Source organism: Pantoea sp. F_5 (genome assembly GCF_008631595.1).
Classification (GTDB): Bacteria; Pseudomonadota; Gammaproteobacteria; order Enterobacterales; family Enterobacteriaceae; genus Pantoea; species Pantoea gossypiicola.
Map to the genome: position 1 here is coordinate 26,665 of NZ_VWUO01000024.1, position 22,217 is coordinate 48,881.

Below are 22,217 nucleotides of genomic sequence, written 5' to 3' on the forward strand. Positions count from 1 at the left end.
CGGGTTATTTAATAAGGCGACCTTTTGGAATCATGACGCTAATCAATCTGCGCGCAAAATAATGACCCGCACAGGATGACGTAACGCCTGTTAAGCGCTGCGTTTTAAAGGTCTGATATCGGCGTTCGGGCGCAGCCTGAGCTACGCCAGTCGGGGTGGAGGAAAAAGGGCTAATATAAACAGCAGCATAACGCGCACTCCTGTAGCTGACAGGATTAAAAACAAGGAGCGCGATTGTTAATTAAAGCGGGGATCGCTGCTCGCCGGTTGGCAAGCAGCAGAGAAAATTCAGCTTGCCAGAATTAAAATTAATCGAGGGTGACTGTCCAACTGAATTCTCCTGAAGTTATTTGCCGCTATTATAGAGAGAGGAAAATTGGGGTAAAGCGATTCAGGGATAAATAACCGCTTCGTTGAGGATTTGTTTCTGCTCAGGTTGCCGCTTCGGTAACAACATGGCGATCTTCTTATAACCACAACCGAACCCTTATAACCTTTTTGCATATGATTAGCCCATATTCGACTATTCTTCGCATTAGCCCTTTCGTAAACTCGCGTAACTTTCTAAGGCAAGGAAATTTCATGAAAACTATAATTCCATCACTGCTGGCGCTGACGCTGGCTGCCGCCTTCACAGCACAGGCCGCAACACCTAAAGATACGCTGGTGATTGCCCAATCTACTGACGACGCCGACAGCTTCGACCCGGCTAAAGGGTTCGAACTGACCAGCGTTCAGGCTTTTACTAACATCTATCAGCGTCTGGTTCAGTCTGACCCGCAGAATCCGGTGGACCTGAAACCCACTCTTGCCACCTCGTGGCAGCCCGGTAGCGACAATCGCAGCCTGACCTTTGAACTGCGCAAAGATGCGAAATTCTCCACCGGTAACCCGCTGCGCCCGGAAGATGTGATCTTTTCGCTGGGCCGCGTGGTGAAACTGAACCTTGATCCCTCTTTCATCCTGACGCAGCTCGGCTGGACCAAAGATAACGTTGATGGCTTCCTGAAGAAGATCGACGACAATCACGTGCAAATCAGCTGGACCGCCAACGTCAGCCCGACCTACGTGCTCAGCCTGCTCTCTGCCCCGGTTTCTTCGATCATTGATGAGAAAACCGCGATGGCGAACGCGAAGAACGGCGATTTTGGTAACGCCTGGCTGGCAACCCACTCAGCGGGCAGCGGTCCGTACCAGATCCGTAAAGTGGTGATGCATCAGGTGGTGCTGCTCAGCGCCAACCCGACTTCACCGGCGGGCGCACCAAAAATGAAGAACATCCTGATCAAGAACGTACCGGAACCGGCAGCGCGTCGTCTGCTGCTGGAACAGGGTGATGCCGATATCGCCCGTAACCTGGGTGCCGATCAGATTGCTGCGCTAAACGGCAAACCTGGCGTGAAGACAGAAGCGATTCCAATGGCATCGCTCTACTACATTCAGTTCAACATCGGCGCGAACGAGACGATGAAGAACCCGGCCTTCTGGGAAGCAGCACGCTACCTGTGGGATTACAAAGGTATTGCTAATGAGCTGCTGAAAGGTCAGTTCGATGTGCATCAGAGCTTCCTGCCTAAAGGCTTCTTAGGCGCAATCAACGATACGCCATACAGCTACGATCCGGAAAAAGCTAAAGCGATTCTGAAGAAAGCGGGCCTGAACAACGTCACCTTCAAGCTCTCCACCAGCAACCAGCCGCCTTATCTGGATATCGCGCAGGCGCTGCAGGGCAGCTTCGCCAAAGCTGGCGTAAAAGTGGAAGTGGTACCGGGCCTGAGCTCCGAAGTCTCAACCAACGTGAAAGCGCATAAATATGAAGCCACGCTGAACGCCTGGGGCTCCGACTACTTCGATCCTAACACCAACGCCGCTTCATTTGCTTACAACCCGGAAGATGGCAGCAAAACCATTGCTTTCCGTTCAGACTGGCACATTCCTGAACTCAATAAGCAGGTGATTGCGGCCACTGCGGAAAGCGATCCGAAGAAGCGTATCGCGCTGTATGAAGCGATGCAGCGTGAGGTGATGAAGACCTCTCCTTACGTGATTGGCATGCAGGCGAAGAACCTGATTGCCCTGCGCGACAACCTGAAAGGCTATGTGCAGGGCATCAACCCTGACATGGTGTATTACTCGCAGGTCACTAAGTAATGGCACAGTCTGTTCCTTCAGCCGGGTTCGCCCGGCTTTTTTGGCAGCGTGGCGGACGGCTGATCGGTAGCCTGTTGTCGCTGCTGGTCACACTGCTTGGTCTGCTCGCCTTCACCTTTATGCTGTCGCATCTCTCGCCGATTGATCCGGTGCAGCAGATTGCTGGCGATCATGCCAGTGAAGCAACCTATCAACAGGTGCGTCACGACCTGGGTCTCGACCAGCCGGTGCTGATGCAGTTCTGGCGCTACATCGAACATCTGGCGCACGGCGATCTCGGTGTCTCCCGTCTGACCAATCAGTCGGTGAGCGGCGACCTGATGACCACCTTCCCCGCCACCATTGAGCTGGCGACCTGCGCGATGATCTTCGCAGTGGTGTTCGGCGTCACGCTGGCGCTGCTGGCCGCCTGGAAACCAGGCAGCTGGATTGATAATCTCGCCCGCTTTATCTCGCTGCTGGGCTACTCGGTGCCGGTGTTCTGGCTCGGCCTGCTGGGTCTGCTGCTCTTTTATGCGGTGCTGCACTGGTCCGCCGGACCGGGACGGCTGGATGATATCTGGGTTTATACCCTGGAGCCGAAGACCGGCTTTGTACTGATCGACAGCTGGCTGTCGGGTGAACCGGATATGTTCCGCAATGCGATTGCGCACCTCTGGCTGCCGGTGGTGATCCTCGGCCTGCTGGCGATGGCGGGCATTACCCGTCTGCTGCGTGCGGCGCTGCTGGAAGAGAGTAGCAAAGAGTATGTGGTGCTGGCGCGTGCCAAAGGCGCGGGTCGGGTTCGCATCCTGCTGCGCCACATCTTCCCCAACGTGCTGGGCACGCTGGTCACGGTGATCGCCCTCTCTTACGCCACGCTGCTGGAAGGCTCGGTACTGACCGAAACTGTCTTCGCCTGGCCGGGGGTGGGTCGCTACATGACCAATGCACTGTTCTCCGGCGATGTGCCGGCAATTCTGGGCTCCACCCTGTTGATCGGTAGCTGCTTTATTCTGATTAACGCCCTGGCGGATGTTTTAACCTGGTTAACCGATCCGAGAACCCGATGACGCAACAACTCTCTGAACTCGAAACGCTGCGACCACGCCGTCGCCGTCAACGCGTGACCTCGTTAAGCGTTGGGCTGACGCTGGTGGCGATTCTTATCCTGATGGCGCTGCTGGCACCGCTGATTGCGCCGTTCGACCCAAATATGCAGACCATGTCGAGCCGCCTGCTGGCACCGTCGGCGCAGCACTGGTTTGGCACCGACGGCTTTGGCCGCGATCTGCTGTCGCGCGTGATTTACGGCGCACGTCCTACGCTGCTGCTGGTGTCGCTGATTCTGGTGCTGACCATTCCGGCCGGGCTGCTGATCGGCATCACCGCCGGTTACGTCGGCGGCTGGACCGAACGCCTGCTGATGCGCATTACCGATATCTTCCTGTCACTGCCAAATCTGGTGATCGCGCTGGCGCTGGTGGCGATTCTCGGCCCAGGCCTGATGAATGGTGCGCTGGCGCTGGCGCTGACCAGCTGGCCGCCGTTTGCTCGTCAGGCGCGTGCCGAAACGCTGGCGCTGCGCCGCAGCGACTACCTTGCCGCCGCGCGGATGCAGGGCATTACGGGCTTTCGCCTGATGTTCGGTCATATCCTGCCGCTCTGTATGCCGACGGCGGTGGTTCGCGCCGCGTTAAGCCTGGGCGGGATTATCCTGGCTGCGGCCGGTCTTGGCTTCCTCGGCATGGGCGTTCAGCCGCCGACGGCGGAATGGGGTTCAATGGTCGCCGAAGGCAGTAAAGTGATCTTCGATCAGTGGTGGGTTGCCGCCGCACCGGGCGCGGCCATTCTGTTTGCCAGCCTGGCCTTTAACCTGACAGGCGATGGCCTGCGCGACCGACTGGATACCCGTCATGCAAAATAATCTGCTCCATGCCGAAGGACTGACCATTCGCAGTGATGAAGCGCTGCTGGTCGATAACATCAGTTTTTCCGTGGGCTGCGAGCGCGTGGCGCTGGTGGGTGAGTCCGGTTCCGGCAAGTCACTCACTGCCCGCAGCCTGATGGGCTTACTCTCGCCCGCGCTGCATCTGCAGGCCAGCCAGCTTCAGGTCGCCGGTGAGAATGTGCTGACGCTGAGTGAACGCCACTGGAACCAGCTGCGCGGTAACCGTGTGGCGATGGTGATGCAGGACCCGAAATATGCCCTTAATCCGACGCGTACCATTGGCTGGCAGGTGGAAGAGCCGCTGATCCTGCATCGCCGTCTGAGTCGTGCCGAGCGTAAAGAGAAGGTGTGCGAGATGCTGGATGCGGTCGGCCTGCCCGATCCGCGACGTCTGATGCAGCACTATCCGCATCAACTCTCTGGCGGTATGGGTCAGCGCGTGATGCTGGCGATAGCCCTGATCACCGATCCCGACTTTCTGATTGCCGATGAACCGACTTCTGCACTGGACCACGCTATGCGCGATCAGGTGCTGGCACTGATCCGCGGTCTGGTGGAAGCGCGCAATATGGGGCTGCTGCTGATCAGCCATGATTTGCAGCAGGTCTCGGAACATTGCGAGCGGGTGATGGTGATGTACAAAGGCCGGTTGCTGGATACACTGCCCGCCGCCGATCTGCCGCGCGCGACCCATCCCTATACCCGCACGCTGTGGGCCTGCCGCCCGGGCAAAGCGACTCACGGACAGGCTTTACCGGTGCTGGATCGCGCTGCGCTGGAGGCGAATTATGATCAAGCTTAAGGATTTAAGCGTCGCCCACAAGCAGGGTTATGACCTGCGCACCGTGGTGCACGAGGTCAATCTGGAGGTTAATGCTGGTGAGTGTTTTGGTCTGGTAGGGCCTTCGGGCTGCGGTAAGTCGTCGCTGCTGTGGGTGCTGGCGGGTCTGAATCCACACTGGCAGGGCCAGATGCAACTTGCCGGTCACGAGGTTCAGCCGGGCAAAGTCTTTACCGGCGCACTGCGTCAGGAAGTGCAGATGGTGTTTCAGGATCCTTATGCCTCGCTGCATCCACGTCACCGCCTGCGCCGCACGCTGGCGGAGCCTTTGAAGCTGCTGAAACGCGACAATATTAACGATCGTATCGATCAGGGCTTCCGTCACGTCGGACTCGATCCCGCGCTGGCAGATCGCTATCCGCATCAGCTCTCCGGCGGTCAGCGTCAGCGCGTCGCTATCGTGCGTGCCCTGCTGCTGCAGCCGAAGATCCTGCTGCTGGATGAGCCGACGTCGGCGCTGGATATGTCGGTACAGGCAGAGATCCTTAATCTGCTCAACGATCTGAAACGACAGGATGGCCTGACCATGGTGCTGGTCAGTCACGATCCCGACGTTATCGATCACATGTGTGATCGCGCAGTGCGCATGGCGCAGGGTCGCATCATCGAACAGATCTCTGCCTGAAAACAGGCCGGACGGCGTCAATCTGCCGTCCGGCGCTATTGCTTTCTTCGGCCAGTCTTAACACGTCTCTATACCCACCGTTAACCTCTCTTCTCCCATGCCAGAACGGTGTACTGTTCGCTGAAGCCAGCAACCCTATGCGACTGCGCAAATCGCAGCACCAGGCTGATGCGGTATACTCGCCGCAGTTTCTTTAAAAAAGGAGTCAGGTAATGACGGTAAAACTGCGTCCGCTGGAGCGGGAAGATCTGCACTTTGTCCATCAGCTGGATAACAACGCCAGCGTAATGCGCTACTGGTTCGAGGAGCCTTATGAGGCGTTTGTGGAGCTGTCCGATCTCTACAACAAACACATTCACGATCAGACCGAACGCCGCTTTGTAGTGGAACATAGCGGGCAAAAAGCGGGATTAGTGGAACTGGTCGAAATTAACCATGTACACCGCCGCGCCGAGTTTCAGATCATCATCGATCCGGCCCATCAGGGCAAAGGGCTGGCCACGCAGGCGGCGAAACTGGCGATGGATTACGGCTTCTCGGTGCTGAATCTTTATAAGCTCTACCTGATTGTCGATCAGGAAAACGAAAAAGCGATCCACATCTACACCAAGCTCGGCTTCGAGATCGAAGGCGTGCTTAAGCATGAGTTTTTCATTAACGGAGAGTACCGCAACACCATCCGCATGTGCATTTTCCAGCATCAGTATCTGGAACGCCATAAAACGCCAGGCGGAATGGTGAAGCCGACCGCGCAGTAATCAGCCGCGCGCGCCAACCGGGTTCATGAAGGGACGCGGATGGTCCGGCTTGAGGTCGTACATGCCGCCATAGAAAGGATCGACCAGCAGCCAGCCAGGAAATCCGCCCAGCGGAATGTTCCCCAGCAGATACCAAAGGTTAGCGCGTGCTTCAATCGGCACCGTGACCGGCACGTAGCCCGGACTTTCCAGCATCAGCAGGTAGTGCTTTTTGCCAAAGTAGCGACCGGTCGATTTAGCCAGTTCAACGGTCTGCGGCGTGAAACCCTGCGCCACCGCATAGCCACGTTCATCCTGCACGGTAAAGCGCGCGCCCTGCGGAAGAGAGTCGATGCGCACCATCTGGGTTTCAGTGCCGACAATGGTGGCACAGCCGCTAAGCAGCAGCGCGGCGGCCAGAGCCAGAATTCGCTGTTTCATGAAGGGGTCCACAGAGTGATCAGTGATCAGAGTGTAGACCGCCCTCTTCATCTCAATCGGGCTATCATCGCCCGATTCAGCCAGCTTATTGCGGTTGACAAGCGCGGGCGATAGCCGCGATGTCGTTGGGAGAGGTGCGACAGCAGCCGCCAATCAGCTTCGCGCCCGCCTGCTGCCACTCATCCAGCTTGTCATGCAGCGTGCAGCCCGACGGCGCTGAATGCCAGGTTTTGCTGCCGGCATCATACTGTTCGCCGGAATTGGGATAGACCACCAGCGGTTTGTCGGTCAGCCTCTGCAACTGCTGCAGCGCAGGCGTCACGCTCTCCAGTGCCACGCAGTTAACCCCCAAAGCCACCACCTGTGGTTGCTGATTCAGCCAGCTCACCACCGCTGACAGCGGCGTGCCATCGCTGATGTGTCCGGCGTCACGCAGGGTAAACGTGAACCAGGCGCGGCTTTCAGGAAATTCAGCCAGCAGCTTCACCAGTGCCTGCGCTTCAGCAAAGGAAGGCAGTGTTTCACAGGCCAGCAGGTCGGCACCCGCCGCCAGCAGCGCCTGCACGCGCGGGCGGTGAAACGCCATCATCTCCGCTTCCGGCAATGTGTAGTCGCCGCGATATTCCGAACCATCTGCCAGGAATGCACCATACGGCCCCACCGATCCCGCCACCAGCAGCGTCTTCGCATCAGGGCGTACAGCCAGATAATCGTGACGGGCGCGACGCGCCAGGTCGACGCTCTGGGCGATCAACGCCAGTGACTGCGCCTCATCGAGACCACGCGTGGCAAAGCCCTGCGGTGTCGCCTGGTAGCTGGCCGTGATGGCACAGCGCGCCCCGGCAACAAAATAGTCGTAGTGAACCTGGTAGATCAGCTCAGGATTTTCCATCAGCACTTTCGCTGACCAGAGCGCATCGGCCAGATGACAACCGCGGGCTTCCAGCTCGGTGGCCAGCGCGCCATCAAGGATCAGCGGCGACGACTCCGTTAAAGCCTGCGCGACAGGGTTATGCGACATCTTTGGCCTCCTCAGGCTTTGGGGATGATTTGTGGGTCAGATGGTAAGCGGCATAGCAGAACAGCACAAACGGGATGCCACACCACAGCGCAATGCGCTGGGTCGGATCAAACGCCAGCCCGATACAGGCCAGCAGGCAGAGCAGAAAGCCCAGAATCGGCGTCAGCGGATAGAGCGGCGCACGGTAGCCCAGATCGGCCAGCGATTTGCCCTGCTGAAGATGACGGCGACGAAAAACAAAATGCGAGGCGCAGATGCTGAGCCAGACCGCGACTACCGCAAAGCCGGAGATGGCCGACAGCGCCACAAATACCGTGTCTGGCGCAACCACGCTGGAGACCAGCGCCAGTAAGCCACCGATCATGCTGATGGTGATGGCCAGCAGAGGCACGCCGCGTTTGTTGACGCTGGCAAAGGCGCGTGGCAACGTGTTTTCGTTGGCCAGCGACCAGAGCATACGCCCGGAGGCATAGAGGCCCGAGTTGGCCGCAGAGAGGATAGCGGTCAGGATCACAAAGTTAATGATGTCAGCGGCATAGGGAATGCCGATCTTTTCAAACACCAGCACAAACGGACTTTTGACAATCCCCGCCTGATCCATCGGAATCAGCGCCGCCAGCACAAATACCGTGCCGATAAAGAAGATGATCAGTCGGGCCACCGTCGTGCGGATCGCCAGCGGCAGCACTTTCTCCGGCTGCTGAGTTTCACCGGCCGCAATCCCGATCAGCTCGGTGCCGGAAAAGGCGAAGTTTACTGCCACCATGGTCATCAGAATCGGCAGTACGCCGTTGGGCAGCCAGCCGTGCGCGGTGAGATTGCTCAGGCCCGGCGCTGGAGTGCCATCTTTCATCGGGATAAAGCCAAACATCGCTGCGCCACCCAGCACGATAAAGGCGACGATAGTGACGACTTTTATCAGTGAGAACCAGAACTCTCCTTCCGCGAAGAAGCGGGTTGAGATGACGTTCAGCAGATAGATGGCGCAGCAGAAGACCAGGCACCATATCCACACCGGGATCTGCGGGAACCAGTACTGCATACAGAAACCCGCCGCCGTCAGGCTGGATCCCAGTGCCACCGTCCAGGTCAGCCAGTAGAGCCAGGCCACGGTGTAGCCGGTTGCCGGGCTAAGGTAACGCGCGGCGTAAACGTGAAACGCACCGGTTTCCGGCATCGCTACGGAGAGTTCGCCCAGGCAGACCATTACCAGCCATACTACCAGCGCGCCAATCAGATAGGCGAGCAGCGTTCCCGCCGCGCCGGTGGTTGAAATGATATAGCCGGTGTTAAAAAAGAGGCCGGTGCCGATCACGCCGCCCAGCGATAACATCACCAGATGGCGCACTTTCATGGTGCGTTTAAATTGTTCCTGCGAGGGAGTTGGCTGTTCGCTCATCACTTTTATCCGTATGGACGTCTAAACATCTATAAGGGACAAATTTATACGCGTCACAGCCGGTAATTGCAACGGCAGGGTAAACAGGGAGGATGGTCAGGAGGTTCAGTGCCCCGTCGCGGCGGGGCCTGATGCGTTAGCCGAAAACGCTTTGAATATAGCGTTCCAGCGCCATGCGGGAACTGAATCCGTGCGGGATGCCGTAATGTTCCTGTGAATCACCCGCCAGGTAGAGAGGGAATTGGGTGTAGTGATCGCAGGTCTTCATTTCTGAAGCAGGTTCAGCGAACGGCTGGCTTTTCTCTTTCAGCGTCGGGTGAATCACTAAAGCCATGCGCCCCATGCGCGCTTCGCGATTCACATAAACGTAGTTTTCACCACGGCGATAGCCATAGGCCCGTGGAGTAATTTCATCGACTTCGAAACCCGCTTTTTCCAGTACGCGCGCTACCTCATCTGGTCGTAAATACATGCTCGATCCTCTCCTCTTTCAAAAGCTTCGCAACCTTACATCAGCATGACAGAGTGGGCATTCGGAATTTTCCCTAAACAACACTCCCGCGTCTCGTTTATCAAAAGGTCGTCTACACTAATATTACGTTTTTAAATCAAAGGGAGCTAAAAAATGTTTAATCGCACTGTAAAAAACGATGACATTGATATCAATCAGGATGTGAATGAGCTGGCCGATTCACTGGAAGCACTGTTGAAATCTTATGGCAGTGACGCCAAAGACGAAGTGGATTCTGCTCGCAGTCAGGCAGAGAAACTGCTGAAGCAGACCCGTTCTAAACTGAACGGTGGCAGCAACCGCGTATCTCAGGTTGCACGTGATGCCGGTGCCCAGGTTGATACCTACGTGCATGACAAACCATGGCACGGTGTGGGTGTCGGTGCCGCGTTCGGTATCGTAGTGGGTATACTGCTGGCTTCTCGTCGCTAAGTACAAAAAAAATCTCCTGAGCCCTGCCCCGTGCGGGGCTTTTTTTGCGCGTAATTAAGCGCGATCACAGTACATCCTCCCTCTGAAGCCGGAAGCCTGGCGCTCTGATGTAAGCTAATTGCCAACCTGGTCTTAACGATGCGCCACACTAAAGTTGATGGATTGCCACATCCCGCAACCAGGACTATAGTAGCGATTACAGGTATGAAAACGGATTTTATGCTATGGGAATTTATTTAACGCCTGATTTCGATGGTGATCGTAGAAAAGCGCGGATTACAAATGGGATGCTGTGTAAAACCGCCGGAGACATTTTTCGAGGTCTGCCAGGTGATTCACTGGGAAAGTTTACCTATAAAAAAAGGATGGGCTTGCCTGGTGTTAGTGCCCGTGCTGGAGCGCGTGCAATCGTTTTTTTAACGATGGTGAAAATATTTTTTTCTTTGATATGTACCTTAAAAGTGAGCTTTCAAAGAAAAAAGGAAAGGAACTTGAGGATGATGAAATCGATGCTTACTGTAAAATCGCATCCGATTTCATAAGTATGGGTCAGGAGTTGATAGATATCCTTCTGATCAAAAATGATTTGATAGAGGTAGTTTGTGATGACTGAAAGACTCAAGCGCATACAGGGTATGGCTAAGCGTTATAACGAATTGGGCGTTGTTAAAGATGAAACGCTTACAGCAATTAATGCTGCTGTTGCCGCCCGTACTATCCCTGCAATCAGGACAATGACCGGCAGTGAGATCAGAGAGGTTCGTGTACGCTATCACATGTCGCAGGCTGCACTGGCTATCACTACTGGGATGTCAGTAGAGAGTGTATCGAAGTGGGAACGAGGTGAGAGTAAGCCCAATAATGCCGCGATGCGCATCATTAATATCATTGATGCTAAAGGCCCCCAGGTCTTTATGGCTTAGAGAGATTGAAGTAAAAATTAGCCAGATTGAAAAAGCCTTTTTGCCCTTTTTCCAGCCTGCGACATTTACAAAAGAATTTTCCGGGCGGCAGGGCGCATCCCTGCTGGCTTTGCCTGAGTTGCGCAAATGCAAATCATAAAACCCTATATCTGGTGGGCTTGACCCACCAAACCACTACATCTAGTATTTAACTCATCAGCACGACACCCTATGCCCGCCCGAATAAAGCCCGCAAACTGCGGTCCCTGCTTCGTTTCCGGGTATCAGAACCGCATACAGAGGGAAATACGAATCATGCGCATTATTATTTACACTAAAGATAACTGTGTCCAGTGCACCGCGACCAAAAATGCTATGGATCGTCAGGGTCTCGCCTATCAGATGATCAATCTCGACAATCAGCCGGATGCGATCGATAACCTGAAATCACTGGGGTATCGCCAGGTACCGGTGGTGATGGCGGATAACGACCACTGGAGCGGCTTCCGCCCGGATAAAATCGCCACGCTGCGCACGCTTTCTGCCGTCGGGAACTAAGCGCATGTTCCCGCTGGTCTATTTTTCCAGCCAGTCGGAAAACACCCACCGGTTTGTGACACGCCTCGGCCTGCCCGCCCGGCGCATCCCGCTGGATGCCCGGGAGGCGCTGCATGTCGACCATCCCTATATCCTGGTGGTGCCGAGCTATGGCGGTGGCAGCAGTCGCGGTGCAGTGCCCGGCCAGGTGATTCAGTTTCTTAATGATGAAGCGAACCGACGCGGTATTCGTGGCGTGATCGCGGCAGGCAACCGTAACTTCGGTGCCGGTTACTGCCTGGCGGGCAGCATCATTGCAAAAAAATGTCAGGTGCCCTGCCTCTACCGCTTCGAGCTGATGGGAACGCCTGACGATATTGCGAACGTTAAAGCGGGAGTAACCCAATTTTGGCAACAACAGATACCCTCAACGGCGTGACGCTCGATTATCACGCTCTCAATGCCATGCTGAACCTCTATGACGCGGAGGGCCGCATCCAGTTCGACAAGGATCGCGAAGCGACACGGCAGTTTTATCTCCAGCATGTGCAGCCCAATACGGTTTCTTTCGCCAGCAATGCTGAGCGTTTACGCTATCTGGTGGCGGAGAGCTATTACGAAGCTGAGATGCTGAACCAGTACGATTTCGATTTCCTGCTTGCGCTGCATGAGGTGGCGGAGACGTGGGGATTTGAGTTCAAAACCTTCCTGGGTGCCTGGAAGTACTACACCAGCTACACGCTGAAGACCTTCGACGGCAAACGCTATCTGGAAACCTTTGAACAGCGCGCCTGCATGGTGGCGCTGACGCTGGCTCAGGGCGATGAAACGCTGGCGCGGGCGCTGCTGGAGGAGATCCTGAGCGGCCGTTTCCAGCCTGCCACACCTACCTTTCTGAACTGCGGCAAACAGCAGCGCGGTGAGCTGGTCTCCTGCTTCCTGTTGCGTATCGAAGATAATATGGAGTCGATTGGTCGCGCCGTGAATTCGGCTTTGCAGCTGTCAAAACGGGGCGGCGGCGTCGCCTTTTTATTGTCAAACCTGCGAGAGTCCGGCGCACCGATCAAGCGCATAGAAAATCAGTCGTCGGGCGTGATCCCGGTGATGAAAATGCTGGAAGATGCCTTCTCTTATGCGAATCAGCTTGGCGCACGTCAGGGCGCTGGCGCGGTGTGGCTCAATGCACACCATCCCGATATCTTCCGCTTTCTGGATACCAGGCGCGAAAACGCCGACGAGAAGATCCGCATCAAAACGTTGTCGCTGGGCGTGGTGATCCCCGATATCACCTTCCAGCTGGCGAAAGAGAACAAACCGATGGCGCTGTTCTCGCCCTACGACGTGGAGCGGATCTACGGCCAGGCCTTTGGCGATATCAGCATCAGTGAAAAGTATGACGAGATGCTGGCCGACGATCGCATCCGCAAAACGTATATTCAGCCACGCGACTTTTTCCAGACGCTGGCCGAGATTCAGTTTGAGTCGGGCTATCCCTACATCATGTATGAGGACAGCGTGAACCGTAGCAACCCGATTGCCGGTCGCATCAATATGAGCAACCTCTGCTCTGAGATCCTGCAGGTGAACAGCGCCAGTGAGTACAACGACGATCTCAGCTATCGCCGGGTCGGCAAAGATATCTCCTGTAATCTCGGCTCACTGAATATTGCGCACGCCATGGATTCGCGCGATCTGGCGCGTACCGTGGATGTAGCCGTTCGCGCCCTGACCTCAGTGTCGATGATGAGCGAGATCGGCTCAGTACCTTCCGTCGCCGAAGGCAATCGCCGCTCGCACGCCATTGGGCTGGGACAGATGAACCTGCACGGCTATCTGGCCCGTGAAGGGATCGCCTATGGTTCGCCGGAAGCACTGGACTTCACCAATCTCTACTTCTATTGCATCACCTACTATGCGCTGCGCACCTCTAATCAGCTGGCGCAGGAGCATCAGCAGACCTTCGATGGTTTTGCGGATTCGGACTACGCCAGCGGCGTCTACTTCGATAAGTATCTGCAGCAGGAATGGCTGCCGCGTACTGAACGGGTGGCTCAACTGTTTGCCGATGCCGGACTGACGCTGCCAACTCAGGCGGACTGGCAGGCACTGCGTGATGCGGTGATGCAGCACGGGCTGTTTAATCAGAACCTGCAGGCTATTCCGCCGACCGGTTCTATCTCCTACATCAACCACGCCACCTCCAGCATCCATCCGATTGTCTCCCCTATCGAGATCCGCAAAGAGGGCAAAACCGGCCGCGTCTACTATCCCGCGCCATTTATGACCAATGAGAATCTTCATCTCTATCAGGATGCGTATCAGATTGGGCCGGAAGCGATTATTGATACCTACGCAGAAGCAACGCAGCACGTCGACCAGGGACTGTCGCTGACGCTGTTCTTCCGCGATGACGTCACCACCCGTGACATCAACAAAGCGCAGATTTACGCGTGGAAAAAAGGGATCAAAACGCTCTATTACATTCGACTGCGTCAGATGGCACTTCAGGGCACGGAGGTTCAGGGCTGCGTTTCCTGCTCCCTGTAATAACAACGATGAAACTTAAACAGATTCAGGCTATTAACTGGAACCGCATTCAGGATGATAAAGATCTTGAGGTGTGGAACCGTCTTACCAGCAACTTCTGGCTGCCGGAAAAGATGCCGCTCTCCAACGATCTGCCCGGCTGGCAGACGCTGGATAAACAGCAGCAGCAGCTGACTATCCGGGTCTTTACCGGCCTGACGCTGCTCGACACCATCCAGAACGTGATCGGCGCGCCGGGACTGATGGAGGATGCCATTACCCCGCACGAAGAGGCAGTGCTGTCGAATATCAGCTTTATGGAAGCGGTACATGCCCGCTCCTACAGTTCGATTTTCTCTACCCTGTGTAACACGCAGGATGTGGATGCCGCCTACCAGTGGAGTGAAGAGAATGCGCCGCTGCAGAACAAGGCGCGCATCATCCTGGAACACTACCGCGCCGATGATCCGCTGAAGAAGAAGATCGCCAGCGTCTTTCTGGAGTCGTTCCTGTTCTATTCCGGCTTCTGGCTGCCGATGTACTGGTCGAGTCGCGGCAAGCTGACCAATACCGCAGACCTGATTCGCCTGATTATCCGTGATGAAGCGGTGCACGGTTACTACATCGGCTACAAATATCAGCAGGCGCTGGCCGCCGCTGACGATTTGCGTCGCGAAGAGCTGCAACAGTTTGCCTATGATCTGCTGCTGGCGCTGTATGAGAACGAAGTCGCTTACACCGAAGCGCTCTATGGTGATGTCGGTTGGGTGGAAGAGGTGAAAACCTTCCTGCACTACAACGCCAACAAAGCGCTGATGAATCTGGGCTACGAGGCACTGTTCCCGGCGGAGCTGACGGCGGTCAATCCGGCCATTCTGTCGGCACTGTCACCCAACGCTGACGAGAACCACGACTTCTTCTCCGGCTCAGGCTCCTCCTATGTGATGGGGAAAGCGGTCGAAACTGAAGACGAAGACTGGAATTTCTGATGGTCGGGACGACCTGCGACAGCTGATAAAGATGCTGGCTCAGGGAGCATACGCCTTCTGCAAAGACGCAAACGACGCCCTCTAAGGCGTGGCTCAGCGCGGGCGATTACGCACCTCATTCCTGAGGTGCGCCCGTAAACGGGCCAACACTTAGCGTTTTAGTCCATGGCCCGCGATGCTTAGCTACAGGCGTATGCTCCCATCACTTTAAACTTCTGAGCTGTCTGTGAGACGTTAAGCCCTGAGCCGTTAGTTGCCACAACCTTCTCAGGGCACACCTCCTCCACCATGGTTTAAACCTCTTGTTATAACTGGTATGGCCTGTTAATAATCATGCGTGTGAAATAGTTTTTTGAGTTATTATTAACCTCAAATGATTATTAGCGACCGATGCTGTTTATGAATGCGACTCGTCAGGGGCTGACGCCTGCTTTAGTGGTCCTGATGTCGGTAGCAACCGGCCTCTGCGTAGCCAGTAATTACTACGTTCAGCCACTGCTCAATACCATCGCCCAACAGTTTGATCTCTCTGTGAGCCTCGCCGGGTTTATTGTCACCACGGCGCAACTCGGCTACGCCTGCGGTCTGCTGTTGCTGGTGCCGCTGGGCGATCGCTTTGAACGACGCAGCCTGATTGTGACGATGATCCTGCTGGCTGCGGCGGGCATGGTGATTACCGCCCTGTCGCACGCGTTCCTCTTTTTGCTGCTGGGTACGGTCATGACCGGCCTGTTCTCGGTCGCCGCACAAATTCTGGTACCGCTGGCCGCCACGCTAGCCGAGCCGGAGCGGCGCGGTAAAATTGTCGGAACGGTAATGAGCGGTCTGCTGTTGGGGATTCTGCTGGCACGTACCGTGGCAGGCGGCCTGGCGCAGATTGGCGGCTGGCGCACGGTCTACTGGACCGCCAGTCTGCTGATGGTGGTTATGGCGCTGGCGCTTTGGCGATCGTTGCCACGCGTAAAACAGTCAGTGCCCATGAGCTATCCGCAACTACTGGCTTCCATCTTTCGTCTGTATGCAGGCAATCGGGTGATCCGGACACGCGCCTGGACCGGCTGTCTCTCCTTTGCCAATTTCAGCCTGCTCTGGACCTCAATGGCCTTTCTGCTCTCCGGCGCGCCTTATCATTTTTCTGAGGGCAAGATTGGCTTGCTGGGATTAGTTGGTGCTGCGGGTGCGCTGGCCGCACGTCAGGCGGGTTCACTGGCCGACAAAGGTAAAGCGAAGCTGACGACCCGACTGGGTCTGCTGCTAATGCTGCTGTCGTGGGCCGCCATTGCGTGGGGTGCGGAGCAGCTTGTGCCGCTGATCGTCGGCATTCTGCTGCTGGATCTGGCGGTGCAGGCTGTCCATATCACCAATCAGAGCGTGATTTATGCGCAGATGCCGGAGGCGCGAAACCGTCTGAATGCCGGTTACATGACCAGCTACTTTATCGGCGGTGCGGCGGGCTCGCTGCTCTCCGCTACCGCTTACCATCTTTGGGGCTGGTATGGCGTCTGTGGTGCTGGCGCGCTACTGACGCTGATTAATCTGCTGATTTGGGCAGGGGGATCGCGCTTTGAGCCGGAAAAAATCAACTGAAGGCTATCCGGACAACGCATTGCTCTGGTCACAAATGGTTAGGTTTGTTATGGTTAGCAACAAACCTATTCACTTCAGTTATTTTTCCTCGCGATATTAATAAATTTGCCCCCTTTTTGATAACGTCCTGGCACTGCGGCTGCCGCCGGGCGTACGGGTTTTTGACCCAGGGCCAGGGACTGGCCTGGAATACCTTTGATGGTGCAGCGTGCGAGTCTGTCAGCGATCGCCTGCTAAAAAGTGACTACGCTTAGCCTGTCACCATAGTTATTATACAAGTTGCAATTAGTGAGGTTTTTTTTAATGGAAAGTTCGTTTACTCCCATTGAGCAGATGCTAAACATCCGTGCCAATCGTCATAAGGATTTTCCGTTGCAGGAAATTATTCTGACGCGTCTCTGTATGCATATGCAGGGTAAACTGCTGGACAACCGCAATAAGATGCTGAAAGCACAGGGTATTAATGAGACCCTGTTTATGGCGCTGATTACGCTGGATGCGCAGGAAAATCACAGTATCCAGCCTTCTGAGCTCAGCTCTGCCCTTGGCTCTTCACGCACCAATGCTACGCGCATTGCTGATGAGCTGGAGAAGCGCGGCTGGATTGAGCGTCGCGAAAGCGATCACGACCGTCGCTGCCTGCATCTGCATCTGACCGATAAAGGCATGGAGTTCCTGCGTCAGTTGTTACCCCCTCAGCATCAGAGCCTGCAGTACCTCTGGTCGTCGCTGTCAGTCGAAGAGAAGTCTCAGCTCGAAGGTATCACCCGTAAGTTGCTTAATCGTCTTGATAAAATGGATGAAGATCAGCTGATCGCCTCGCTGTCCCGCTAATAGCAATAAGTGCGACACAATCACCTGTCGGAATCGTTATTTTAGCTTCCTTTTTTATCTGGCCAGCGCTCAGTCGCTGGCTTTTTCGACTCGGGCGCAGGCAGAAAAGGAGTTCTGTCGCCCGACTAAATGGAAAATGTGGAGAAAGTCATGAGTGCAACGGCAGAAGCACAAAGCCCGCAACCGTCAGCCAGCAAAAAGAAGAAGCGCAAAAGTGTGCTCATTGTGCTGGCGCTGATCTTTGTGCTGATTGGTATTGCCTGGGGCGTTTACTGGTTCCTGGTCCTGCGCCATTTTCAGGAAACCGATGACGCTTACGTTGCGGGCAATCAGGTGCAGGTGATGGCCCAGGTCTCCGGTAGCGTGAATAAGGTCTGGTTTGAAGATACCGATTTCGTCAAAAAAGGCGATGTGCTGGTTTCACTCGATAAGACCGATGCCGAGCAGGCGTTTGAAAAAGCACAGACGGCTCTGGCCACCAGCGTGCGTCAGACACATCAGCTGATGATCAATGGCAAACAGTATCAGGCCAGCATCACGCTGCAGCAGACCGCCCTGGCACAGGCAGAGGCGGATCTGAAACGCCGTGAGCCGTTAGGAGCAGCAAACCTGATTGGCCGTGAAGAGTTGCAGCACGCCCGTGATGCCGTTGCAACGGCTAAAGCTCAGCTGGACGTGGCCATTCAGCAATACAATGCCAATCAGGCGATGATCCTCAACACCTCGCTGGAAAATCAGCCTGCCGTGCAACAGAGCGCAGCTGAACTGCGTGACGCCTGGCTGGCGCTGCAGCGCACCGAAATCCGCAGTCCGATGGATGGCTTTGTCTCCCGTCGCAGCGTACAGGTCGGTTCGCAAATCTCTACCAGCACCCCGTTGCTGGCTGTCGTACCTGCCACCAATCTGTGGGTCGATGCGAATTTCAAAGAGACGCAGCTGGCAGGTGTCCGTATCGGTCAGCCTGCCACCGTGGTCGCCGACATCTACGGTGACGAAGTGGTTTATCAGGGCAAAGTCGTGGGTCTGGATATGGGCACCGGCAGCGCCTTCTCTTTGCTGCCAGCACAGAACGCCACCGGTAACTGGATTAAAGTGGTTCAGCGTCTGCCGGTTCGTATCGAACTGAATCAGGACGATATCGCCAGACATCCGCTGCGCATCGGCCTCTCCACGCTGGTTAAAATCGATACCACCAGCAAAGAGGGTAGCGCGCTCGCCACCAGCCCCCGTCAGCAGGCCGCTTACAGCAGTAATGCTCTGGCGATTGACCTTGCGCCGGTCAATCAGCTGATCACCGATATCGTCCGCGCCAACGCCGGATGATGACGCGGAGGCTGTAATGGCACAAAAACCGCTTGAAGGGATGCCGCTGGTCCTGATGACCATTGCGCTGTCGCTGGCGACGTTCATGCAGGTTCTGGACTCGACCATCGCCAACGTGGCTATCCCCACCATTGCCGGGAATCTGGGGGCGTCGAACTCTCAGGGCACCTGGGTGATCACCTCGTTTGGCGTCGCCAATGCGATTTCTATCCCCCTGACCGGCTGGCTGGCAAAACGCATTGGTGAAGTGAAGCTCTTCACCTGGTCGACTATTCTGTTTGCCATTGCCTCCTGGGCGTGCGGCATGTCAGATAGCCTGGAGATGCTGATCTTCTTCCGCGTCATTCAGGGGATCGTCGCCGGTCCGTTGATCCCGCTGTCGCAAAGTCTGCTGCTCAACAATTATCCCCCGGCCAAACGGAGTGTTGCGCTGTCGCTGTGGGCGATGACGGTGATCGTGGCACCGATCTGTGGCCCGATACTGGGTGGCTGGATCAGTGATAACTATCACTGGGGCTGGATCTTCTTTATCAACGTGCCGATTGGTGTGGCAGTAGTCATACTGACGCTGCAAACCCTGCGTGGCCGGGAAACCAAAACCGAAATCCGCCGGATCGACATGGTCGGGCTGGTGCTGCTGGTGGTGGGAATCGGCTGTCTTCAGGTGATGCTGGATCGCGGAAAGGAGCTCGACTGGTTTAGTTCGACGGAGATTATCGTGCTGGGGGTCGTGGCCCTGATTGCGCTGTCAGTCCTGCTGGTGTGGGAGCTGACGGACGATCACCCGATCATTGACCTGTCGCTGTTTAAGTCGCGCAACTTCACCATCGGCTGCCTGTCGATCAGCCTGGCTTATATGCTCTACTTCGGCTCGATAGTCCTGTTGCCGCAGCTGCTGCAGGAGGTTTACGGGTATACCGCAACCTGGGCAGGTCTGGCATCTGCGCCGGTGGGGATTTTGCCGGTGATCCTGTCGCCGATCATTGGTCGCTTCGCCCATAAGCTCGACATGCGGCGGCTGGTTACGTTCAGCTTCATTATGTATGCCGTCTGCTTCTACTGGCGTGCTTATACGTTTGAACCGGGGATGGACTTTGGTGCCTCAGCCTGGCCGCAGTTTATTCAGGGTTTTGCCGTGGCCTGTTTCTTTATGCCGCTGACCACCATTACGCTGTCGGGACTGCCACCGGAGCGCATGGCTGCCGCATCCAGCCTGTCGAACTTTCTGCGAACCTTTGCCGGTTCAGTGGGAACGTCGATTACCACTACCATGTGGACGAACCGCGAGTCGATGCATCATAGCTATCTGACGGAGTCGATTACCCCGTACAACGTTAATTCACAGCAGATGTATAGCCAGCTTGAAAGCCTGGGGATGACGCAGCAGCAGGCATCAGCTTATATCGCACAGCAGATTACCAATCAGGGACTGATTATTTCAGCGAATGAGATCTTCTGGGCGTCGGCGGGGGTCTTTTTAATCCTGCTGGTGCTGATCTGGTTTGCCCGCCCGCCGTTTGGCGCAGGCGGTGGTGGTGGCGGTGCGCACTGATGTCACACAGCAAAACGGGCCTTTCGGCCCGTTTTTTTATGCGTTCTGACGCCACCATTCGGCGAGCAGTACGCCGGTTGCGACTGAGACGTTGAGACTTTCTACGTTACCGGTGCCGCCAATTGACAGGCTCATGTCACCCTGTTTGAACGCGGTGTCAGAAAGACCTTCACGCTCCTGGCCTAACACCAGCACCATTTTCTCCGGCAGCTGAGCCTGCGCCAGCGGCGTGCCCTGATGGCTGGAGGTGGTCACGATGGTGTAACCCGCTTTACGGAACGCTTCCAGACCTTCACTGAAGGTTGCGCCGCTAATCGCCTGCACATGCTCAGCGCCGCCTTCTGCGGTACGCACGGCTGCACCTGACTCCAGCAGTGAAGCATCATTCACCAGCAAACCTTTTACTCCAAAGTGCGCGCAGCTGCGCATAATCGCACCGAGGTTATGCGGGTTGCTGACATCTTCCAGTGCCAGTACGCAATCTTTCGTATTCGCCTGGCTCAGCCATTCAGACACCGCCATGCCCATACGCTTTTTGATCAGGAAGCAGACGCCACCATGATGTTCAGTACCTGACGCTTTGGTGATCTCAGCATCTTCAACCACATGATAGGCTTTGCGGTTAGCGGCCAGCCAGCGCAGCGCTTCGCGAAAACGTGGTGTGACTTCCTGCACGAACCAGGCGCGAACAATCGCTTCCGGACGGCTCTGGAACAGCGCCTGGCAGGCGTTTTCGCCATAGACGCGTGTCTCTTCGTTACGCTGACGACGAATCTGCTCAGGATCAACGAAGCTCTTGCCACTGATGCCGCCGTGATCCGGCTTATCGCTCTCAGGCGATGACGCACGATCGGCGGATGGTGCGCGTGACACGGTGCGCCACGGGAAGTCGCTGCTGCCATAGGCACCGCGGCTGTCATCGCCACGATCGTTGCGGCGACCTGCGCCATCGTCTGAACGGCGTGGTGCGCCACGTCCGCCTTCATCACGACGCGGTGAACTGCTGCGACCGGTGTCGTCACTGCGACGACCAGCGGAGCGACCGCCTTCCTGACTGCGTTCAGAGCGGGGGCCAGATGAACGACGATTATCATCCTGGCGGGCAGCAGAGTGACCACCTTTGCCTGTACGAGGATTCGGCGCGCGCACGCTTTTATCGTCCTCGCCACGCACGTACATCACCTTAACTTTGCCGCTCTTGCCTTTATATTCGTCGTTCATCTCTTCCTCCTGCATTCAGAGCGCGCAGATTACCTGATGTGCTGGCGCTTAGCTATCAACTATTGAACCTATAGAGCAATCCAGATTGAGCGAAAATCCCCCCCCTTCCATAATGAACAACTATTACCAGACTGACACTTTTCAACATCAGAGGTTCCTATGAATACGGTATGCGCTTCCTGTCAGGCAACCAATCGCGTTCCTGACGAACGCCTTGCCGACGTGGCGAAATGTGGTCGCTGTGGAAATGAGCTGTTCGATGGCGAAGTGGTGAATGCCACCAGCGCCAACTTTGACAAATATCTGCAGGATGATCTGCCGGTGGTGATCGATTTCTGGGCGCCCTGGTGCGGTCCCTGCGTCAATTTTGCGCCCGTGTTTAAAGATGTCGCCAGTGAACGCAGCGGCAAGGTCCGCTTTATTAAAGTGAACACTGAAGCAGAACCGGCCCTGAGCGCCCGTTTCAACATTCGCAGTATCCCGACCATCATGCTGTTTAAAAATGGCGAGCGGGTAGACATGCTGAACGGTGCTATGCCCAAAGCGCCGTTTAACGAATGGCTCGACGAATCACTTTAAACTTCAAAGGCCAGCCAGTCTGGCCTTTTCCTTTTCATCTGCGCTTCGATTACACTGACGTTTTTCCTGCCCTGAATAC

Annotated in this window: 23 protein-coding genes; 18 read left to right on the forward strand and 5 right to left on the reverse strand. The window is 55.9% G+C overall.

Annotation, left to right across the window (positions count from 1 at the left end):
* Nucleotides 1–582: 582 nt before the first annotated feature.
* The 6 genes from F3I44_RS21570 to speG all read left to right on the forward strand — a co-directional run bounded on the left by F3I44_RS21570 (nt 583) and on the right by speG (nt 6,305).
* Nucleotides 583–2,151, forward strand: coding sequence for an ABC transporter substrate-binding protein (locus tag F3I44_RS21570; protein ID WP_150019617.1), 1,569 nt, complete (start codon nt 583–585; stop codon nt 2,149–2,151).
* Entirely contained in the window at nt 2,151–3,203 is a 1,053-nt protein-coding gene (locus tag F3I44_RS21575) for an ABC transporter permease (protein WP_150019618.1), read from the forward strand. Before F3I44_RS21570 ends, F3I44_RS21575 begins: the two co-directional genes overlap by 1 nt.
* Nucleotides 3,200–4,057, forward strand: coding sequence for an ABC transporter permease (locus tag F3I44_RS21580; RefSeq protein WP_150019619.1), 858 nt, complete (start codon nt 3,200–3,202; stop codon nt 4,055–4,057). Before F3I44_RS21575 ends, F3I44_RS21580 begins: the two co-directional genes overlap by 4 nt.
* Nucleotides 4,047–4,883 (forward strand): ABC transporter ATP-binding protein, encoded by an 837-nt coding sequence (locus F3I44_RS21585; RefSeq protein ID WP_150019620.1) that lies wholly within the window; start codon nt 4,047–4,049, stop codon nt 4,881–4,883. Before F3I44_RS21580 ends, F3I44_RS21585 begins: the two co-directional genes overlap by 11 nt.
* Nucleotides 4,870–5,547 carry an ABC transporter ATP-binding protein gene (locus F3I44_RS21590; RefSeq protein WP_150019621.1) on the forward strand — a complete coding sequence of 226 codons (678 nt, stop codon included), beginning with the start codon at nt 4,870–4,872 and terminating at the stop codon, nt 5,545–5,547. Before F3I44_RS21585 ends, F3I44_RS21590 begins: the two co-directional genes overlap by 14 nt.
* 212 nt (nt 5,548–5,759) lie before the next feature.
* On the forward strand, nt 5,760–6,305 hold the full coding sequence (gene speG, locus F3I44_RS21595; protein ID WP_003850356.1) for a spermidine N1-acetyltransferase: 546 nt from the start codon (nt 5,760–5,762) through the stop codon (nt 6,303–6,305).
* Here the strand turns inward: speG and F3I44_RS21600 are convergent, their stop codons facing one another.
* The 4 genes from F3I44_RS21600 to F3I44_RS21615 form a co-directional block, all read right to left on the reverse strand.
* Entirely contained in the window at nt 6,306–6,725 is a 420-nt protein-coding gene (locus tag F3I44_RS21600; protein WP_150019622.1) for a hypothetical protein, read from the reverse strand.
* Between the two features lie 85 nt (nt 6,726–6,810).
* Complete coding sequence (mmuM, locus tag F3I44_RS21605; protein WP_150019623.1) at nt 6,811–7,746, reverse strand: homocysteine S-methyltransferase; 936 nt, start codon at nt 7,744–7,746, stop codon at nt 6,811–6,813.
* The gene (gene mmuP / locus F3I44_RS21610; RefSeq protein ID WP_150015534.1) at nt 7,736–9,145 is read right to left on the reverse strand and encodes an S-methylmethionine permease; all 1,410 of its coding nucleotides are present in this window, start codon (nt 9,143–9,145) and stop codon (nt 7,736–7,738) included. The genes mmuM and mmuP overlap by 11 nt, the downstream gene beginning before the upstream one ends.
* 136 nt (nt 9,146–9,281) lie before the next feature.
* Complete coding sequence (locus F3I44_RS21615; protein ID WP_003850360.1) at nt 9,282–9,617, reverse strand: DUF2002 family protein; 336 nt, start codon at nt 9,615–9,617, stop codon at nt 9,282–9,284.
* Nucleotides 9,618–9,770: 153 nt separating this feature from the next.
* Here F3I44_RS21615 and F3I44_RS21620 point away from each other — a divergent pair, with 153 nt between their 5' ends.
* From F3I44_RS21620 to emrB, 11 genes are all read left to right on the forward strand, one after another.
* A complete protein-coding gene (locus F3I44_RS21620) occupies nt 9,771–10,088 on the forward strand; it encodes a DUF883 family protein (protein ID WP_033733577.1) in 318 nt (105 codons plus the stop codon).
* 224 nt (nt 10,089–10,312) lie between these two features.
* A complete protein-coding gene (locus F3I44_RS21625) occupies nt 10,313–10,630 on the forward strand; it encodes a type II toxin-antitoxin system RelE/ParE family toxin (protein ID WP_150019624.1) in 318 nt (105 codons plus the stop codon).
* 63 nt (nt 10,631–10,693) lie between these two features.
* Nucleotides 10,694–11,011: a DNA-binding transcriptional regulator gene (locus F3I44_RS21630; protein WP_150015532.1), complete on the forward strand. Its 318-nt coding sequence runs from the start codon at nt 10,694–10,696 to the stop codon at nt 11,009–11,011.
* Between the two features lie 294 nt (nt 11,012–11,305).
* On the forward strand, nt 11,306–11,548 hold the full coding sequence (gene nrdH / locus F3I44_RS21635) for a glutaredoxin-like protein NrdH (RefSeq protein WP_150015531.1): 243 nt from the start codon (nt 11,306–11,308) through the stop codon (nt 11,546–11,548).
* A 4-nt stretch (nt 11,549–11,552) separates the two neighbouring features.
* Nucleotides 11,553–11,966, forward strand: a complete 414-nt coding sequence (nrdI, locus tag F3I44_RS21640; protein WP_150015530.1) for a class Ib ribonucleoside-diphosphate reductase assembly flavoprotein NrdI — start codon at nt 11,553–11,555, stop codon at nt 11,964–11,966.
* Nucleotides 11,936–14,074, forward strand: coding sequence for a class 1b ribonucleoside-diphosphate reductase subunit alpha (gene nrdE / locus F3I44_RS21645; RefSeq protein WP_150019625.1), 2,139 nt, complete (start codon nt 11,936–11,938; stop codon nt 14,072–14,074). Before nrdI ends, nrdE begins: the two co-directional genes overlap by 31 nt.
* 8 nt (nt 14,075–14,082) lie before the next feature.
* Nucleotides 14,083–15,042: a class 1b ribonucleoside-diphosphate reductase subunit beta gene (gene nrdF / locus F3I44_RS21650; protein WP_150019626.1), complete on the forward strand. Its 960-nt coding sequence runs from the start codon at nt 14,083–14,085 to the stop codon at nt 15,040–15,042.
* Nucleotides 15,043–15,441: 399 nt separating this feature from the next.
* Nucleotides 15,442–16,629: an MFS transporter gene (locus tag F3I44_RS21655; protein WP_150015527.1), complete on the forward strand. Its 1,188-nt coding sequence runs from the start codon at nt 15,442–15,444 to the stop codon at nt 16,627–16,629.
* A 303-nt stretch (nt 16,630–16,932) separates the two neighbouring features.
* On the forward strand, nt 16,933–17,463 hold the full coding sequence (mprA, locus tag F3I44_RS21660; RefSeq protein WP_150015526.1) for a transcriptional repressor MprA: 531 nt from the start codon (nt 16,933–16,935) through the stop codon (nt 17,461–17,463).
* Between the two features lie 150 nt (nt 17,464–17,613).
* Nucleotides 17,614–18,786, forward strand: a complete 1,173-nt coding sequence (gene emrA, locus F3I44_RS21665) for a multidrug efflux MFS transporter periplasmic adaptor subunit EmrA (RefSeq protein ID WP_150019627.1) — start codon at nt 17,614–17,616, stop codon at nt 18,784–18,786.
* Between the two features lie 16 nt (nt 18,787–18,802).
* Complete coding sequence (emrB, locus tag F3I44_RS21670) at nt 18,803–20,338, forward strand: multidrug efflux MFS transporter permease subunit EmrB (RefSeq protein ID WP_150019628.1); 1,536 nt, start codon at nt 18,803–18,805, stop codon at nt 20,336–20,338.
* 36 nt (nt 20,339–20,374) lie between these two features.
* Here the strand turns inward: emrB and F3I44_RS21675 are convergent, their stop codons facing one another.
* A complete protein-coding gene (locus F3I44_RS21675; protein ID WP_150019629.1) occupies nt 20,375–21,559 on the reverse strand; it encodes a tRNA/rRNA methyltransferase in 1,185 nt (394 codons plus the stop codon).
* Between the two features lie 159 nt (nt 21,560–21,718).
* Here F3I44_RS21675 and trxC point away from each other — a divergent pair, with 159 nt between their 5' ends.
* Entirely contained in the window at nt 21,719–22,138 is a 420-nt protein-coding gene (gene trxC / locus F3I44_RS21680; protein ID WP_013358802.1) for a thioredoxin TrxC, read from the forward strand.
* Nucleotides 22,139–22,217 lie beyond the last annotated feature (79 nt).

Excerpts from the sequence above, each read along its gene's own strand:
- F3I44_RS21655 (WP_150015527.1), top strand. The coding sequence starts at position 15,442 with ATGAATGCGACTCGTCAGGGGCTGACGCCTGCTTTAGTGGTCCTGATG.
- trxC (WP_013358802.1), top strand. The coding sequence starts at position 21,719 with ATGAATACGGTATGCGCTTCCTGTCAGGCAACCAATCGCGTTCCTGAC.
- F3I44_RS21620 (WP_033733577.1), top strand. The coding sequence starts at position 9,771 with ATGTTTAATCGCACTGTAAAAAACGATGACATTGATATCAATCAGGAT.
- F3I44_RS21625 (WP_150019624.1), top strand. The coding sequence starts at position 10,313 with ATGGGAATTTATTTAACGCCTGATTTCGATGGTGATCGTAGAAAAGCG.
- mprA (WP_150015526.1), top strand. The coding sequence starts at position 16,933 with ATGGAAAGTTCGTTTACTCCCATTGAGCAGATGCTAAACATCCGTGCC.
- F3I44_RS21590 (WP_150019621.1), top strand. The coding sequence starts at position 4,870 with ATGATCAAGCTTAAGGATTTAAGCGTCGCCCACAAGCAGGGTTATGAC.
- F3I44_RS21580 (WP_150019619.1), top strand. The coding sequence starts at position 3,200 with ATGACGCAACAACTCTCTGAACTCGAAACGCTGCGACCACGCCGTCGC.
- F3I44_RS21585 (WP_150019620.1), top strand. The coding sequence starts at position 4,047 with ATGCAAAATAATCTGCTCCATGCCGAAGGACTGACCATTCGCAGTGAT.
- F3I44_RS21600 (WP_150019622.1), bottom strand. The coding sequence starts at position 6,725 with ATGAAACAGCGAATTCTGGCTCTGGCCGCCGCGCTGCTGCTTAGCGGC.
- nrdI (WP_150015530.1), top strand. The coding sequence starts at position 11,553 with ATGTTCCCGCTGGTCTATTTTTCCAGCCAGTCGGAAAACACCCACCGG.
- F3I44_RS21570 (WP_150019617.1), top strand. The coding sequence starts at position 583 with ATGAAAACTATAATTCCATCACTGCTGGCGCTGACGCTGGCTGCCGCC.
- nrdH (WP_150015531.1), top strand. The coding sequence starts at position 11,306 with ATGCGCATTATTATTTACACTAAAGATAACTGTGTCCAGTGCACCGCG.
- F3I44_RS21575 (WP_150019618.1), top strand. The coding sequence starts at position 2,151 with ATGGCACAGTCTGTTCCTTCAGCCGGGTTCGCCCGGCTTTTTTGGCAG.
- mmuM (WP_150019623.1), bottom strand. The coding sequence starts at position 7,746 with ATGTCGCATAACCCTGTCGCGCAGGCTTTAACGGAGTCGTCGCCGCTG.
- speG (WP_003850356.1), top strand. The coding sequence starts at position 5,760 with ATGACGGTAAAACTGCGTCCGCTGGAGCGGGAAGATCTGCACTTTGTC.
- nrdF (WP_150019626.1), top strand. The coding sequence starts at position 14,083 with ATGAAACTTAAACAGATTCAGGCTATTAACTGGAACCGCATTCAGGAT.
- F3I44_RS21615 (WP_003850360.1), bottom strand. The coding sequence starts at position 9,617 with ATGTATTTACGACCAGATGAGGTAGCGCGCGTACTGGAAAAAGCGGGT.
- emrB (WP_150019628.1), top strand. The coding sequence starts at position 18,803 with ATGGCACAAAAACCGCTTGAAGGGATGCCGCTGGTCCTGATGACCATT.
- emrA (WP_150019627.1), top strand. The coding sequence starts at position 17,614 with ATGAGTGCAACGGCAGAAGCACAAAGCCCGCAACCGTCAGCCAGCAAA.
- F3I44_RS21630 (WP_150015532.1), top strand. The coding sequence starts at position 10,694 with ATGACTGAAAGACTCAAGCGCATACAGGGTATGGCTAAGCGTTATAAC.
- F3I44_RS21675 (WP_150019629.1), bottom strand. The coding sequence starts at position 21,559 with ATGAACGACGAATATAAAGGCAAGAGCGGCAAAGTTAAGGTGATGTAC.
- mmuP (WP_150015534.1), bottom strand. The coding sequence starts at position 9,145 with ATGAGCGAACAGCCAACTCCCTCGCAGGAACAATTTAAACGCACCATG.